We start from the raw sequence: 14,119 nt of genomic DNA on the forward strand, positions 1-14,119 counted from the left end.
CTGATCTAACTGACGCGCACGCGATCCAACTGTGGGAGCTGGCTCGCCTGCGATGGCGGCCTGCCAGGCGACGGCTATCTACCTGACACCCCACGATCCAACTGTGGGAGCTGGCTCGCCTGCGAAGACGGCCTCACAGTCGACGCCGTAATACCGAGTACATATCCATTCCTGCGGTAACGGCTACTTAGGGTTCCGCCCTGACGGCGGCTCACTTTCGAAAAGCGCGAAAGTAAGCAAAGCGCTCTTGCCCCACCACTCGGCACCTCGCCTAGGCTCGGTGTGCCCGAACACAGGCTTGAATCCGTGGGCCGCCGCCACGCGCCATCCATGGCGCGGGGCGGCTAACCCGGCGTCCTGCCGGGTTACCCACGAATTAAAGCCTGCGTTCGGCCAGCGTGGTTTAACGGGGCGCCTAAGATCAAAAGCAGAGCAAGATCAAAAGCAGAGCAAGATCAAGAGCGGCTCGCTTCGCATCGTAGTTACCGTCGGCTGCTGCAACCTACAAAGTTGTGTCGATACCAATGGCTATCGCAGGCAAGCCAGCTCCCACATGTTTATCTGCGTTATGCCTGTTCCAGCTGCGCCAGCCGTTCTTCCAGTGCGGCAATCCGCGCTTCCAGCTCTTCAATCCGCTCCACCGAAACAGCCCCCGCGCTACGCTCTACCGGATTCCCCCGTGCGGTCATAATCGCTTCAATATCTGCCGGGTCCCCTAGTGCATGGGTATACCGGTCTTCCCGCTGCCCCGCCTGACGCGGCACCAGAAGCGCCAGCCCTCGTGCAATCAGGCGTTCGAGCTGATGCACAACCTGTTCGGCATCCTCAAAGTCATGCATGCGCCCGCTGCGGGTGAGCAACTCGTTGACGGTCTGCGGCCCCCGCAGGAACAGCAGCCCGGTCAGGATCACCTGGGCCGGCACCAGTTCCAGGGCCTTGTCCACACGGTGCTCCCAGCGGTCGGCGCGGCTGCCCATCACCAGGCGCGTGAAGCCTTGGCCTTCGAGCGCGCGCAGGCTCTGGCCGACCTGGCCTTGGCTGAGGTTCATCACCGGCTCGCGGCTGGTCTTCTGGTTGCAGGCCAGCACCAAGGCGTTGAGGGTGAGGGGGTAGGTTTCCGGGTTGGTCGCCTGTTTTTCGATCAGGCAGCCCAGGATGCGGATTTCCGTGCTGTTCAGGCGCGGCTCAGGGGTGTCGGTGTCGTGCTCGGCGGTCATCGCGCTTTCCCTATGCAGTGAAGCCCCTTAGCCTAAGCTTGAAAAAATAAAAGACAAGCGCCAGGCATGGCTATAATCGCGGCTGGTTCCAACCCCGCCATTACCGTGAGACTGTCATGACTATTTCCCTGTACGCCGCTTCCATCCCGGTCTTCAAGCAAATGCTCAACGCCCTCAGCGATGTGCTGAACAAAGCTGAAGCCCATGCCAGCGCCAAGAACATCGAGCCCAACGCCTTGCTGCAAGCGCGCCTGTTCCCGGACATGTTCCCGTTGGTGCGCCAGGTGCAGATCGCCGTGGACTTCGCCAAAGGTGTGTCGGCACGCCTGGCCGAGATCGAAGTACCGAAGTACGAAGACAGCGAAGTCACCTTTGCCGACCTGCAAGCGTTGATCGCCAAGGTCCTGGCCTTTGTCGACACCATCAAGCCCGAGCAGATCGACGGCAAGGAAGGCATCGAGATCGTCACGCGCCCAGGCACCCCGAAAGAGAAGCGCTTCAGCGGCCATTCCTACCTGCTGACCTACGGCCTGCCGCAGTTCTTCTTCCACGTCACCACCGCTTATGCGCTGCTGCGTCATAACGGTGTGGAAGTGGGCAAGCGCGATTACATGGGCGCGTTCTAAACCCGCAAGCACAAAAAAGCCCGGTGCCGTTCTCTGCGAACGGCACCGGGCTTTTTTATGGGGCTGTGTTAAGCGGCCTGTTCTTCCTTGCCCAAACACGCCGCCGCGGTAAACAGCACATCGGTAGACGAGTTGAGTGCGGTTTCCGCCGAGTCCTGCAGCACGCCGATGATGAAACCGACGGCCACTACCTGCATGGCGATTTCACTGGGGATGCCAAACAGGCTGCACGCCAGGGGAATCAACAGCAGCGAACCACCCGCCACCCCCGATGCACCGCAGGCACACACCGCAGCGACCACGCTGAGCAGCACGGCGGTCGGCATGTCCACGGTAATGCCCAGGGTGTGCACGGCCGCCAGGGTCAGCACGGTGATAGTGATGGCGGCGCCGGCCATGTTGATGGTGGCACCGAGGGGGATCGACACCGAGTAGGTGTCTTCATGCAGGCCCAGGCGTTTGCTCAGCGCCAGGTTGACCGGAATGTTCGCCGCCGAGCTGCGGGTGAAAAACGCGGTGATGCCGCTTTCGCGCAGGCACATCAGCACCAGCGGGTAAGGGTTGCGACGCAGTTTCCAGAACACGATGGCCGGGTTGATCACCAGTGCCACGAACAACATGCAGCCGATCAGCACGACCAGCAGGTGGGCATAGCCGAGCAGGGCGTCGAAACCAGAGGTGGCGAGGGTGGAGGCCACAAGACCGAAGATACCCAGCGGGGCGAAGCGGATCACCACGCGTACGATCAGGGTGACGCCGTTGGACAAGTCGTCCAATACCGTACGGGTGGTCTCACCGGCATGGCGAATAGCGATGCCCATGCCGATGGCCCAGGCGAGGATGCCGATGAAGTTGGCGTTCATCAGTGCACTGACCGGGTTATCCACCACACTGAGCAGCAGGCTTTGCAACACTTCGCCAATGCCCCCAGGAGCGCTCACCGTGGCGTCATGGGTAGCCAATACCAGGAACGACGGAAACATCATGCTGGCAACCACCGCAACCACGGCGGCGGCAAAGGTGCCGAGCAGATACAGGAACAGGATCGGGCGGATATGGGTTTCCTGGCCATGCTTATGGTTGGCAATCGAGGCCATGACCAGCACAAACACCAGGATTGGCGCGACAGCCTTCAGCGCCGTGACAAACACCTTGCCGATAAAACCGGTGGCGCGCGCGGCCTCGGGGAACAGCAGGGCCAGCACGATCCCGGCAATCAGGCCGATGACAATTTGGGAGACCAGGCTGACGCGCATTAAACGTTGCAACAGGGAAGGGGCAGCAGTCATAAAGAGTTGTCTCTAGTTTTTTTAGTAGGGCACAGCATTGCAGGCAGAAAGTACTGTAGGAAGTAGGCGCGAAGTCTAGCATGCTGTAGGACACGTCTCGTTTGCTGCGGCATTCCGTCACCCGTTTCAGTCGGGCTTGGTCAAATCCAGACATGTTCTGTTAAGATTCCCCCCTCTCATCTTTCCTCTCCGTCAGCGGGCCCTTCGGGCTGTCGTTGATGTCGTCGTTTCTGGAGTTTTCATGTTGTTTCCTATCCTGCTGCTGTCAGCCGCTGGTTTTACCGTGCTGACCACAGAATTCGTCATCGTCGGCCTGTTGCCGTCGATTGCTCGGGACCTGAACGTCAGCGTGTCCCAGGCGGGGCTGCTGGTGACGCTGTTCGCGTTCACCGTGGCCGCGTTCGGCCCGTTCCTCACCGCCTACTGCGCGCGTTTTTCGCGCAAGCGCCTGTTTATCAGCATCCTGATCATGTTTGCAGCGGCCAATACCGTGGCGGCATTGGCGCCGAATATCTGGGTGATGGCCATGGCCCGTTTGATTCCCGCCTTGGGCTTGCCAGTGTTCTGGGCCCTGGCCAGCGAAACGGCGGTAGACATTGTCGGCCCTGAGTTCGCCGGGCGTGCGATTGAAAAAATCGGCTTTGGCATTGTTTGCGCCACCGTATTTGGTATTCCGGTGGGCACGCTGATTTCCGATATGTTCGGCTGGCGCACCGCGTTCGCCGTGCTCGCGGTGATTGCCCTGGCCAAGGCATTGCTGCTGTATGTCTACCTGCCGGTTACCGCGGCCAAGCACCAGCAGGCCAGCTTGCGCTCGCAATTCAAGATCCTGCGCAGCCCAGTGATGCAGGGGCATATCCTGCTGTCGGTCCTGGTGTTCAGTGGCATGTTCACCGCCTATACCTACCTGGCAGATATCCTTGAGCGCCTGGCCGGGTTCGACGGTACGTTGGTGGGCTGGTGCCTGATGGGCTTTGGCGCGGTCGGGCTGATTGGCAACTCCCTTGGCGGACGCGCCGTGGATTGTCACCCATTGATCGCGTCCATGGTGTTCTGCGGGTTCATGATCGCGGGCATGGTGGCAGTGGTGCCGGCGATTCACTCGGCCATCGGCCTGGCCGCGGCGATGGCGGTGTGGGGAGTGACCCAGGCGGCGATGTTCCTGGTCAGCCATGTGCGCTTGATGAAGGCCGCGCCCCATGCACCGGCGTTTGCCGCGTCGCTGAATATCGCCGGCGCCAACCTCGGCATTGGCCTGGGCGCGATGGTGGGCGGGCATGTCATCGACACTCTGGGCCTGGGAAGCCTGGGGTTTGCCGCTTCGGGGTTTATCCTGGTGTCGATCCTGCTCGCACTGTGGCTGATGACCGCCAAACCCACGGCGCTCAATGCCTGAGCGATCAGGGCAGGGCGGTAAACAACTCCCGCCGGGCACCCTCGGTAATGGCCACAATGCCGGGGTGCTTGACCTTGCGCTCCACTGAGATCGCATAAAACGACTCGGTCACTGCATCGGTCTGGCCAATCAGCGCCACGCCGTATTGGCGCACCACCTCGTCGGCGATCACGCTGGGCGCGATAAAAATCCCACTGCCGGATTGCCCGAAGGCCTGCATCAAGGCGCTGTCGTCGAACTCGCCGATGATGCGGGGTTGAATCTGCTGTTCGGCGAACCAGCGCTGCAAACGGCTGCGTACCACGGTCTCTGCCCCCGGAATCAACAGCGGTGCGCCTTGCAAACACTGTGGGAAATCCCCCCCATGCTGGTCAGCCAACGCCTGGGTGGCGAAAAAACTGATGCCGCATTCTCCCAGTTTCTGGCTGTAGCCCTTGATGTCCAAGTGCGTGGGCATGGGGCTGTCGGAAATCACCAAGTCCAGGCGCTGGATCGCCAGGTCGGCCAGTAAACGTTCGAGTTTGTCTTCACGGCAGGTGATGCGGATCGGTTCGCTCAACTCCATGGTCGGCGCGATCAGCCGGTACACGATGGATTTGGGCACCACATCCGCCACCCCAACGCGGAACGGGATCTGCTGCTCGTCAGGCTGGGCGCGCAGCATCGCCTCCAGTTCATTGCCGGTCTGGAACATCTGCTCGGCGTAGGGCAGCGCCTGGCGCCCGGCTTCGGTCAGTTCAAGCTGGCGCCCGACCCGCTGAAACAGGGCAATACCGAAGGTCTGCTCCAACAGGCTGATCTGCCCGCTGATGGTCTGCGGCGTGAGGTTCAATTGCTCACAGGCGCGCACGATGCTACCGGTCTTGGCCACCACCCAGAAGTAATGCAGTTGTCGATAATTGAGCATCACGGCCTACACTTCGTAAAAATCGAAGTATACGCGAGAAAAATACGAATTTTCCTGAACTGTTCGCCTGCATAGAATGCCTCGCTATCGAGGGGCCACTACTTGGACCCAATGGTTCTAACGAGGAATACATCATGAAACTCAATTCCCTGGGCGCGGCGTCGTTGCTTGCGCTTTCATTGATAGTGGTCAGCGGCTGTGATCAAGTCGAGAAAAGCGCGCAACAGGTGCTGGGCAAAGCCACCGAGTCGGCCAAGCAGGCCATCGACGAGACCCACAAGGCCGCCGAGCAGGCATTGAGTGAAGCAACCCAGGGCTTGATCAGCCCTGAGAAGCAGGAAAAAGACGCCGAAAACGCTGCTGAATCCGACACCAAAGAAACCTAATTCCCCAGCACTACCACGTCAGGACTGACTTATGGATTACCTTCTACAACTGGCCGCCAGCCCCACCGCCTGGGTCGCACTGGCGACCTTGATCGTCATGGAAATCGTGCTGGGCATCGATAACCTGATCTTTATCTCGATCCTCACCAACAAACTGCCGGAGAAGCACCGGGCCAAGGCGCGGCGCATTGGTATCAGCATGGCGTTGATATTGCGCCTGGGCCTGTTGAGCACCATCGCATTCATCGTGCAATTGACAACACCGGTGTTCGAAGTTTTCGGCCAGGCGTTTTCGTGGAAGGACATGATCCTGATCGCCGGCGGCCTGTTTCTGGTGTGGAAGGCGACCACCGAGATCCATCACAGCATGGACCCGGAGCCTGAAGAGAAGGCAACCGTCAGCAACACCGTGACCATCGGTTTTGCCGCCGCCATCGGCCAGATCCTGATGCTCGACCTGGTGTTCTCCATCGACAGCATCATCACCGCCGTGGGTATGACCGAGCACTTGCCGATCATGATCATTGCCGTGGTGGTCTCGGTGATCGTGATGCTGGTGGCCGCTGAGCCGTTGGCCAAGTTCATCAACGACAACCCGACCGTGGTGATGCTGGCCCTGGGCTTCTTGATCATGATCGGCATGACGCTGATCGCCGAAGGCTTCGGCGCCCACGTACCAAAAGGCTACGTGTATGCGGCCATGGCGTTCTCGGCTGCGATCGAATGCTTGAACATCGCCCGGCGTAACCGGCACGCACGTTTGCTCGCTGCACGCCAGTAACCGCTGAACAAACAGGCCGGCTGTGCTCACAAGAGCCCAGCCGGCCTTTTGCTGTCTGCTAGAATCGGCCCACTTGATAGCTTGAGGTCCCCCATGAACGAGCCGATTCGCCTTACCCAGTACAGCCACGGTGCGGGTTGCGGTTGCAAGATTTCGCCCCAGGTCCTGGAAGTGATCCTTGCGGGCAGCGGTGCACAGAACCTCGACCCCAACCTGTGGGTGGGCAATGCCTCCCGCGACGATGCGGCGGTATACGCCATCGACGACGAGCGCGGCGTGGTGTCCACCACGGACTTTTTCATGCCGATTGTCGACGACCCATTCGACTTCGGCCGCATCGCCGCCACCAATGCCATAAGCGATATCTACGCCATGGGCGGCGATCCCTTGATGGCCATCGCCATTCTCGGCTGGCCGGTCAATGTGCTCGCGCCGGAGATTGCCCGCGAAGTGATTCGCGGCGGTCGGGCGGTGTGCGACGCAGCTGGCATTCCGCTTGCGGGCGGGCATTCCATCGACGCGCCGGAGCCGATCTTCGGCCTGGCCGTGACCGGCATCGTGCAAAAGCGCCATATGAAGCGTAACGACACGGCTACCGCCGGTTGCCGCCTGTACCTGACCAAGCCCCTGGGCATCGGCATCCTCACCACCGCCGAGAAGAAGGGCAAGCTGCGCGAGGCGGATATCGGCCTGGCGCGTGACTGGATGTGCACACTCAACAAGCCGGGCAGCCGTTTCGGCAAGTTGGCCGGTGTGACGGCCATGACCGATGTCACTGGTTTCGGCCTGCTTGGCCACCTGGTGGAAATGGCCGATGGCAGTGGCCTGACGGCCCGTATCGACTATGCAAAGGTTCCGCGCCTGCCGGGGGTGGAGTATTACCTGGACCAGGGCTGCGTGCCGGGTGGCACCTTGCGCAACTTCGAGAGCTACGCCAGCAAGCTGGGGCGTGTGCAGGAGCTGCACAAGCGCGTGCTGTGCGACCCCCAGACCAGCGGTGGCCTGCTGATCGCCGTTACCCCAGAAGGTGATGCCGAGTTCCACGCCGTGGCTGCCGAGCTGGGCTTGGCCCTTGAGCCTATCGGTGAACTGCTGGAGCGACAGACCAACGCGGTTGAGGTGATTTGATGGCGACGGACATCACCGATTACCGCGACATTTTCCTCAACGACCGGCCGATGATGGATACCCGCGCGCCGGTCGAATTCACCAAGGGCGCGTTCCCCGGGGTGATCAACCTGCCGCTGATGACCGACGATGAGCGCCAGCGAGTCGGCACCTGTTACAAGCAGCAAGGCCAGCAAGCGGCGATCGTGCTGGGGCATGAACTGGTGTCGGGGGCAATCAAGGCCGAGCGCATCGAACAGTGGGCGCAGTTTGCCCAGGCTAACCCCAATGGCTATCTGTACTGCTTTCGGGGCGGCCTGCGTTCGCAGATCGTGCAGCAATGGTTGAAAACCGAAGCGGGCATCGAATACCCCCGCGTCGGCGGTGGCTACAAGGCCATGCGTACCTTCCTGCTGGAAACCCTGGAGCAGGCGACTGCCCAGTGTGATTTCGTACTGCTGGGCGGCATGACCGGCACCGGCAAGACCGAAGTGCTCGGCCAACTGCGCAATGCCCTGGATTTGGAAGGGCACGCCAACCATCGCGGTTCCAGTTTCGGCAAGCGCGCCACGGCGCAACCCACCAATATCGACTTCGAAAATCGCCTGGCGGTGGATTTGCTGAAGAAGCGCGCAGGTGGTATCGAGCAGTTTGTGGTCGAGGACGAGAGCCGCATGATCGGCAGCTGTGCGCTGCCGCTGCCATTGCACAAGGGCATGCAGACGTTTCCTATGGTGTGGCTGGAAGACAGCGTCGAGGGCCGTGTCGAGCGCATCCTGAAGGATTACGTGGTGGACCTGTGCGCCGAGTTCATTGAGGTGTTTGGGGAAACCGGCCAGCGATTATTTGCCGAGCGCCTGACTCAGAGCCTGGCCAATATTCACAAGCGCCTGGGCGGCGAGCGTTTCCAACGGTTGCAGGCGGTGTTGCAGGAGGCCCTGGCCGAACAGGCACGCAGCGGCGCAGTGGAGTTGCATCGGGTATGGATTGAAGGCTTGCTGCGTGAGTATTACGACCCGATGTATGCGTTCCAGCGCGAGAGCAAGGGCGCGCGTATCGAGTTTGCCGGGGAGCAGGGTGCGGTGGTGGAGTATTTGCGCGAGCGAGCAGCTCGGGTGGGGTGACCTTTCGGACGCCATCGCAGGCAAGCCAGCTCCCACCTTTTGAAGTGTGAATACATACAAAGGTGGGAGCTGGCTTGCCTGCGATGAGGCCATCAGCCCCACTTGAAATCTAAAGAATTACCGCTCCAATCAACCCACACACCACCCCCACCAGCATGGTCAAGCCGGCCACCGTCACCAGCACCCGCGCATCGAAATCCTTGCGCAGCATCAACAGCGACGGCAGGCTCACGCTCGGCAGGGTCATCAGCAAGGCAACGGCCGGGCCGGTGCCCATGCCCAGGGCCATCATGGTTTGTACGATGGGAATCTCTGCCGCTGTCGGAATCACAAACAGCGTGCCCACAATCGCCAGCGGCACCAGCCACACCAGGCTGTCGGCCATCGCCCCGTCCACATGAGGGAACAGCCAAACCCGTGCCGCGCCGAGGATCAGCACCGCCAGGATATACACCGGGATAGTGCTCCAGAACAGCTGCCACAGCGTGCGTAACCAGCGGCTCAGGAACGGTTGCGACTCCACTGTGCTGACGTCGGCAACGGCTTCAAGTGCTGCTTCCGGCACCTGGTCCGGGCGCGCAATGCGCTGTGCCACCAGGGACACGCCCACCACCAGCACAATCCCCGCCACCAGCCGCAGCGCGGTGAAACCCCAGCCCAGCACAAAGCCCATGAACACCAATGTCGCCGGGTTCAATACCGGGTTGGCAATCCAGAACGCCAGCGCCGCGCCGACCGACACCTGCTGGCGGCGCATGCCCGCCGCCACCGGGGCCGCGCAGCAACTGCACATCATCCCCGGCAGGGCGAACAGCCCACCGCGCAGGGTCGAGCCCAGCCCGGCGCGGCCAAACAGGCGCAGCAGCCAGTCGCGGGGGATCAATACCTGCAGCAATGAACCGAGGATCACTGCCAGTACGGCGGCTTTCCAGATGGCCAGGAAATACACCTGGGCATAGGCCAGCGCCGCCGCCAGAGGCGAGCTTTGCTGGTCATTGAGAATCGAGGCGCCAATGCTGTGGTTGTCGGCCGCTACAAACGCCTTTAGGTAGTAGGGCGACCACTTCACATAGTAGAGGCCGATGCAGGCCACCAGGAGAAACAGCGCAGGTTTGCACCAGAATGCCCAGCCGCGGTTGGGCTGGGTGGAAGCGAGGTTGGACATGGAGATGATCCGCAGGTGAGTCGATAGCCCGGCATCATACGCCCCTGCGGCCCAAGCTTCAGATATCTGCGCTGACCTGGGTCGGGTCCGGGCAGTTTTCCCCGCCGTTATTCAGCCCTTGCTTGTAGTTGCGGCTGAGCAGCGAAGCCTTGCCGTTGTGCCAGGTCAATGTCAGCACGTACAGGGAGTCGTAGTCATTTCCAGACCAATCATCGGTAATGGTGTGTTTTTCGCCGGCGGCTTCGCTGGCGACTTTGTTGATCAGTTCCGGCAAGTAACCATGGGACCAGGCCGTGTAGATGGTCGCGTTGCGGTACTTGTCCTCGACCAGTTCTTCGGCCAGGGCACTGGTGTCATTCGCTGAGAACTCGATGTTCACCGGCAGGCCGAGCTTGATCGCGCTGGGGCTGATGGTGATCAGTGGGCGAATGTAGCTGTAGGAGTTATCCAGTTCGCCTTCCTCGACGTTACGCGTCGGGTTGGCAGCGAACACATAGTTGGCTTTGCCGAACTTTTCCGGCAACAGAGTCGCCAGGTTCATGGCGCGGTTCAGGCCCTGGCAATTGAGTTGGCCCAGGCCTCCGGCCGGTTTTTCGCCGTGGCGCAGGAATACCAGGGTTTGTACGCCATCGACCGGTTGCGCACGGCTTTCACGGGCGTCCAGGGCGGTGACGATGGCAGCGCTGACCAGCAGCAGCGGCAATACCATGTAGGAATAACGTTTGAGTCGTGGCACAAGGCGCAGAGGCTTGATCTTCATGATAGGTTCGAGTCTTCGTGCGTCGGGTTAAGGCGGACAAGCCCGGCCCCAGTGACGCATCAGCGTCCTGCGGTGTTCCCTGTCGATATAGCAAGCAGCCTCCATTCATTGTTCGGGCGCTCTTAAGAGTGCATTCGGGCGCTTTGGTTCGCCCACGCGGGATACTAGCTGGCAAATGTTGCGCAACGATGACCCATGCACGATGGCAGGCAGATGACTATCATGGGGACTTTCCGACCAGGGGGTTCTCGATGAACGCACTCGCCGCTTTCCCGATCAACAGCAAATGGCCCGCCCAGCACCCGGAACGCTTGCAGTTGTATTCGTTGCCTACGCCCAATGGCGTCAAGGTGTCGATCATGCTCGAAGAACTGGGCCTGCCTTATGAGGCGCACAAGGTCAGCTTCGACACCCAGGACCAGTTGTCTCCCGAGTTCCTGTCCCTGAACCCCAACAACAAGATCCCTGCGATCATCGACCCCAACGGCCCGAGCGGGCAGCCGTTGGCGTTGTTCGAATCCGGCGCGATCCTCATTTACCTGGCGGAAAAGACTAGCCAGTTGCTCTCCGAAGACCCGGCCACACGCTATGAAACCCTGCAATGGTTGATGTTCCAGATGGGCGGCATTGGCCCGATGTTTGGTCAACTGGGGTTCTTCAACAAATTCGCCGGCAAGGCGTATGAGGACAAGCGCCCGCGTGATCGCTACGCCGCCGAATCGCGGCGCTTGCTGGGCGTGCTGGAAAAGCGCCTGCTGGGCCGCACCTGGATCATGGGCGACGAGTACAGCATCGCCGACATTGCCATCTTTCCGTGGGTTCGCAACCTGATCGGGTTCTACGAGTCCGGTGACCTGGTAGGCATCACCGATTTCCCTAACGTACTGCGCGCGTTGGACGGCTTTGTCGCACGTCCTGCGGTGATCCGTGGCCTGAACATTCCGAGCTGATGCATGCCGACTTTCGATTTTCAACAACTGGACGTATTCAGCAGCGTACCGCTCAAAGGCAACCCCTTGGCCGTGGTGCTGGGGGCCGATAGCTTCACCGACCAGCAGATGGCGGACTTTGCCAATTGGACCAACCTCAGCGAAACCACGTTTTTACTGACGCCGCGCGACCCACGTGCTGACTATCGGGTAAGAATCTTCACCACCCTCAAAGAGCTGCCGTTCGCCGGGCATCCAACCTTGGGCAGTTGCCACGCCTGGTTGCAGGCTGGCGGCGTGCCACGTGGGGAGGAGATTATCCAGGAGTGCGAAATCGGCTTGGTGCGTATTCGTCGCCAGGGTGACCAACTGGCGTTTATCGCGCCGCCATTGTTGCGTGCAGGGCCCGTGGAGGCGCCGTTGCTGGAGCGCGTGCGCCTGGCTTTGAAGCTGGCGCCCGAGGCGATTGTGCGCAGCCAGTGGGTCGACAATGGTGCGGGTTGGCTGGCGGTGATGCTGGCTGATCGTGACGCGGTGCTTGCGTTGCAACCGGACTATGCGCAACTGCTGGGTCTGGCCGTAGGGGTGATCGCTCCCTGTGATCCGACGCGTGATGCGGTGGACGCGCAATTTGAAGTGCGCGCTTTTGTCGCTGGCGATGGCGCCGCCGAAGACCCGGCCACCGGCAGCTTGAATGCCGGCGTGGCCCAGTGGCTGCTCGCCGAGGGCCTGGCGCCCAGCCGTTACGTGGTCAGCCAAGGCACGGCGATCGGGCGAGCGGGGCGTATTCATATCGAGCGCCAGGGCGATGAAATCTGGGTGGGCGGCGCCGTAGCGTTGTGCATCGAAGGGCGTCTACAGCTGTAGATCAATGAATTGTTACGCACCCGGCAATACACTATTGGCCCCTCGGCATTTGTGTTGCCGGGACTTGGGGGCATAAGCTTTCGCCCCAAAGTGTTCAGCCATTTTTCAGGATTGCCATGACCAGCCAGTTCCCCCAAGCCCGTCCACGTCGCCTGCGCCGCTCCCCGGAACTGCGTGGCCTGTTCCAGGAAAGTGAGTTCACCCTCAACGACCTGGTACTGCCGATTTTCGTCGAAGAAGAAATCGACGACTTCGTGCCCATCACCAGCATGCCGGGTGTGTTGCGCATTCCTGAGAAAAAACTCGCCGGTGAGATCGAGCGTTACGCCCGCGCTGGCATCAAGTCGGTGATGACCTTCGGTGTGTCCCACCACCTCGACGCCAGCGGCAGCGACACGTGGAAAGAACGCGGCCTGGTTTCGCGCATGTCCTCGATCATCAAGGACGCCGTGCCGGAAATGATCGTGATGTCCGACACCTGCTTCTGCGAATACACCGACCACGGCCACTGCGGCGTGATGCACGGTGCCCATGTCGACAACGACGCGACCCTGGTCAACCTCGGCAAGCAAGCCGTGGCCGCCGCCCGCGCCGGCGCCGACGTGATCGCCCCGTCAGCGGCGATGGACGGCCAGGTCCAGGCCATCCGCCGCGCCCTGGATGACGCCGGCTTCACCCACATCCCGATCATGGCCTACTCCACCAAATTCGCCTCGGCCCTCTACGGCCCCTTCCGAGAAGCCGGCGGTAGCGCGCTCAAGGGCGACCGCAAAAGCTACCAGATGAACCCGATGAACCGCCGCGAAGCCGTGCGCGAATCGCTGCTGGACGAACAGGAAGGCGCCGACGCGCTGATGGTCAAGCCTGCCGGTGCCTACCTCGACATCATCCGCGACATCCGCGAAGCCTCGCGCCTGCCGGTGGCGGCGTACCAGGTGAGCGGTGAGTACGCGATGATCAAGTTCGGCGCACAGGCAGGGGCGATTGATGAGGATCGAGTGGTGCGCGAGACGTTGGGGTCGATCAAGCGGGCGGGGGCGGATTTGATATTTACGTATTTTGCGATGGATTTGGCGTTGGCGGGGATTTAAGGATATCGTTTCTCCCCTGTGGTGAGCTGGCTAATCACAGGGGGAGGGGCACTCATAACTTAGTTGAATTTTTCGTAATCTTGCGCACCTAGTGACACCAACCATTTCCTGAAGAAATCAATTTGTTCCTGTGGGTCGTTTGTTAGGTTCTCCTCTTCGTAGTCAAACAAATGGACTATGTCGTCGTTGGTAGCTTGCTGACCTAAAGTCATTTCGTATGCGACGAGCCCCGCGCTCATCTGAGAAGCCATTCTTGAAGGTTTAACATTTATTTTTGCCCCTTTGCATAAAAAAGTTATATGCGGGAAGTCTGCTCTGATTTTTGCGAGGCATATATATAGGTCATGCCCTTCATAAACTTTTTTAAAGTTATCGGCCTCTGAAAATGTCATGATGAGCTTCCTTGGGTCATATTTGACGGTGACCTCCTTGTGCTCGTTTTTGATTATCACCTTTATATTTTTGGTTTTCATT

General features: G+C 60.5%; 15 protein-coding genes. 9 read left to right on the top strand and 6 right to left on the bottom strand.

Features of this window, described 5'->3' with window-relative positions:
* Positions 1 to 566: 566 nt before the first annotated feature.
* Entirely contained in the window at positions 567 to 1,217 is a 651-nt protein-coding gene (locus ACP7CZ_RS10925) for a YceH family protein (RefSeq protein ID WP_054898808.1), read from the bottom strand.
* A 116-nt stretch (positions 1,218 to 1,333) separates the two neighbouring features.
* Here ACP7CZ_RS10925 and ACP7CZ_RS10930 point away from each other — a divergent pair, with 116 nt between their 5' ends.
* Positions 1,334 to 1,843, top strand: coding sequence for a DUF1993 domain-containing protein (locus ACP7CZ_RS10930; protein WP_294165690.1), 510 nt, complete (start codon positions 1,334 to 1,336; stop codon positions 1,841 to 1,843).
* 68 nt (positions 1,844 to 1,911) lie between these two features.
* On the opposite strand, the gene sstT is transcribed toward ACP7CZ_RS10930, so the two are convergent.
* Positions 1,912 to 3,132, bottom strand: coding sequence for a serine/threonine transporter SstT (sstT, locus tag ACP7CZ_RS10935; RefSeq protein ID WP_294165691.1), 1,221 nt, complete (start codon positions 3,130 to 3,132; stop codon positions 1,912 to 1,914).
* A gap of 241 nt (positions 3,133 to 3,373) precedes the next feature.
* On the opposite strand from sstT, the gene ACP7CZ_RS10940 reads away from it, so the two are divergent.
* Positions 3,374 to 4,528 carry an MFS transporter gene (locus ACP7CZ_RS10940; RefSeq protein ID WP_197900687.1) on the top strand — a complete coding sequence of 385 codons (1,155 nt, stop codon included), beginning with the start codon at positions 3,374 to 3,376 and terminating at the stop codon, positions 4,526 to 4,528.
* A 4-nt stretch (positions 4,529 to 4,532) separates the two neighbouring features.
* On the opposite strand, the gene nhaR is transcribed toward ACP7CZ_RS10940, so the two are convergent.
* Positions 4,533 to 5,435: a transcriptional activator NhaR gene (gene nhaR / locus ACP7CZ_RS10945; RefSeq protein ID WP_034125797.1), complete on the bottom strand. Its 903-nt coding sequence runs from the start codon at positions 5,433 to 5,435 to the stop codon at positions 4,533 to 4,535.
* A 134-nt stretch (positions 5,436 to 5,569) separates the two neighbouring features.
* On the opposite strand from nhaR, the gene ACP7CZ_RS10950 reads away from it, so the two are divergent.
* The 4 genes from ACP7CZ_RS10950 (at position 5,570) to mnmH (ending at position 8,833) form a co-directional block, all read left to right on the top strand.
* Positions 5,570 to 5,821: a hypothetical protein gene (locus ACP7CZ_RS10950; RefSeq protein WP_054898810.1), complete on the top strand. Its 252-nt coding sequence runs from the start codon at positions 5,570 to 5,572 to the stop codon at positions 5,819 to 5,821.
* Between the two features lie 31 nt (positions 5,822 to 5,852).
* On the top strand, positions 5,853 to 6,602 hold the full coding sequence (locus tag ACP7CZ_RS10955) for a TerC family protein (protein ID WP_014717958.1): 750 nt from the start codon (positions 5,853 to 5,855) through the stop codon (positions 6,600 to 6,602).
* Between the two features lie 93 nt (positions 6,603 to 6,695).
* On the top strand, positions 6,696 to 7,730 hold the full coding sequence (gene selD, locus ACP7CZ_RS10960; RefSeq protein ID WP_020302053.1) for a selenide, water dikinase SelD: 1,035 nt from the start codon (positions 6,696 to 6,698) through the stop codon (positions 7,728 to 7,730).
* Positions 7,730 to 8,833, top strand: a complete 1,104-nt coding sequence (gene mnmH / locus ACP7CZ_RS10965) for a tRNA 2-selenouridine(34) synthase MnmH (protein ID WP_198791579.1) — start codon at positions 7,730 to 7,732, stop codon at positions 8,831 to 8,833. The genes selD and mnmH overlap by 1 nt, the downstream gene beginning before the upstream one ends.
* A gap of 109 nt (positions 8,834 to 8,942) precedes the next feature.
* Here the strand turns inward: mnmH and ACP7CZ_RS10970 are convergent, their stop codons facing one another.
* Positions 8,943 to 9,998, bottom strand: a complete 1,056-nt coding sequence (locus ACP7CZ_RS10970; RefSeq protein ID WP_032903692.1) for a permease — start codon at positions 9,996 to 9,998, stop codon at positions 8,943 to 8,945.
* A gap of 58 nt (positions 9,999 to 10,056) precedes the next feature.
* The gene (locus tag ACP7CZ_RS10975; protein ID WP_019817513.1) at positions 10,057 to 10,758 is read right to left on the bottom strand and encodes a hypothetical protein; all 702 of its coding nucleotides are present in this window, start codon (positions 10,756 to 10,758) and stop codon (positions 10,057 to 10,059) included.
* 251 nt (positions 10,759 to 11,009) lie between these two features.
* On the opposite strand from ACP7CZ_RS10975, the gene ACP7CZ_RS10980 reads away from it, so the two are divergent.
* The 3 genes from ACP7CZ_RS10980 to hemB all read left to right on the top strand — a co-directional run bounded on the left by ACP7CZ_RS10980 (position 11,010) and on the right by hemB (position 13,645).
* Positions 11,010 to 11,708, top strand: a complete 699-nt coding sequence (locus ACP7CZ_RS10980) for a glutathione S-transferase N-terminal domain-containing protein (RefSeq protein ID WP_034135269.1) — start codon at positions 11,010 to 11,012, stop codon at positions 11,706 to 11,708.
* A 3-nt stretch (positions 11,709 to 11,711) separates the two neighbouring features.
* Positions 11,712 to 12,554 carry a PhzF family phenazine biosynthesis protein gene (locus ACP7CZ_RS10985; RefSeq protein ID WP_054898813.1) on the top strand — a complete coding sequence of 281 codons (843 nt, stop codon included), beginning with the start codon at positions 11,712 to 11,714 and terminating at the stop codon, positions 12,552 to 12,554.
* A 116-nt stretch (positions 12,555 to 12,670) separates the two neighbouring features.
* Positions 12,671 to 13,645, top strand: a complete 975-nt coding sequence (hemB, locus tag ACP7CZ_RS10990; RefSeq protein WP_016977356.1) for a porphobilinogen synthase — start codon at positions 12,671 to 12,673, stop codon at positions 13,643 to 13,645.
* A gap of 59 nt (positions 13,646 to 13,704) precedes the next feature.
* Here hemB and ACP7CZ_RS10995 read toward each other — a convergent pair whose 3' ends face one another.
* Positions 13,705 to 14,118: a hypothetical protein gene (locus tag ACP7CZ_RS10995; RefSeq protein ID WP_034125790.1), complete on the bottom strand. Its 414-nt coding sequence runs from the start codon at positions 14,116 to 14,118 to the stop codon at positions 13,705 to 13,707.
* Position 14,119: the final 1 nt, after the last annotated feature.

Origin of the sequence: Pseudomonas sp. DWP2-2 (assembly GCF_049897065.1) — a bacterium.
GTDB lineage: Bacteria > Pseudomonadota > Gammaproteobacteria > Pseudomonadales > Pseudomonadaceae > Aquipseudomonas > Aquipseudomonas paracarnis.

What these genes read in the sequence shown, in the direction of transcription:
- ACP7CZ_RS10925 (WP_054898808.1), bottom strand. Translation starts at nt 1,217, where the DNA reads ATGACCGCCGAGCACGACACCGACACCCCTGAGCCGCGCCTGAACAGC.
- ACP7CZ_RS10930 (WP_294165690.1), top strand. Translation starts at nt 1,334, where the DNA reads ATGACTATTTCCCTGTACGCCGCTTCCATCCCGGTCTTCAAGCAAATG.
- sstT (WP_294165691.1), bottom strand. Translation starts at nt 3,132, where the DNA reads ATGACTGCTGCCCCTTCCCTGTTGCAACGTTTAATGCGCGTCAGCCTG.
- ACP7CZ_RS10940 (WP_197900687.1), top strand. Translation starts at nt 3,374, where the DNA reads ATGTTGTTTCCTATCCTGCTGCTGTCAGCCGCTGGTTTTACCGTGCTG.
- nhaR (WP_034125797.1), bottom strand. Translation starts at nt 5,435, where the DNA reads ATGCTCAATTATCGACAACTGCATTACTTCTGGGTGGTGGCCAAGACC.
- ACP7CZ_RS10950 (WP_054898810.1), top strand. Translation starts at nt 5,570, where the DNA reads ATGAAACTCAATTCCCTGGGCGCGGCGTCGTTGCTTGCGCTTTCATTG.
- ACP7CZ_RS10955 (WP_014717958.1), top strand. Translation starts at nt 5,853, where the DNA reads ATGGATTACCTTCTACAACTGGCCGCCAGCCCCACCGCCTGGGTCGCA.
- selD (WP_020302053.1), top strand. Translation starts at nt 6,696, where the DNA reads ATGAACGAGCCGATTCGCCTTACCCAGTACAGCCACGGTGCGGGTTGC.
- mnmH (WP_198791579.1), top strand. Translation starts at nt 7,730, where the DNA reads ATGGCGACGGACATCACCGATTACCGCGACATTTTCCTCAACGACCGG.
- ACP7CZ_RS10970 (WP_032903692.1), bottom strand. Translation starts at nt 9,998, where the DNA reads ATGTCCAACCTCGCTTCCACCCAGCCCAACCGCGGCTGGGCATTCTGG.
- ACP7CZ_RS10975 (WP_019817513.1), bottom strand. Translation starts at nt 10,758, where the DNA reads ATGAAGATCAAGCCTCTGCGCCTTGTGCCACGACTCAAACGTTATTCC.
- ACP7CZ_RS10980 (WP_034135269.1), top strand. Translation starts at nt 11,010, where the DNA reads ATGAACGCACTCGCCGCTTTCCCGATCAACAGCAAATGGCCCGCCCAG.
- ACP7CZ_RS10985 (WP_054898813.1), top strand. Translation starts at nt 11,712, where the DNA reads ATGCCGACTTTCGATTTTCAACAACTGGACGTATTCAGCAGCGTACCG.
- hemB (WP_016977356.1), top strand. Translation starts at nt 12,671, where the DNA reads ATGACCAGCCAGTTCCCCCAAGCCCGTCCACGTCGCCTGCGCCGCTCC.
- ACP7CZ_RS10995 (WP_034125790.1), bottom strand. Translation starts at nt 14,118, where the DNA reads ATGAAAACCAAAAATATAAAGGTGATAATCAAAAACGAGCACAAGGAG.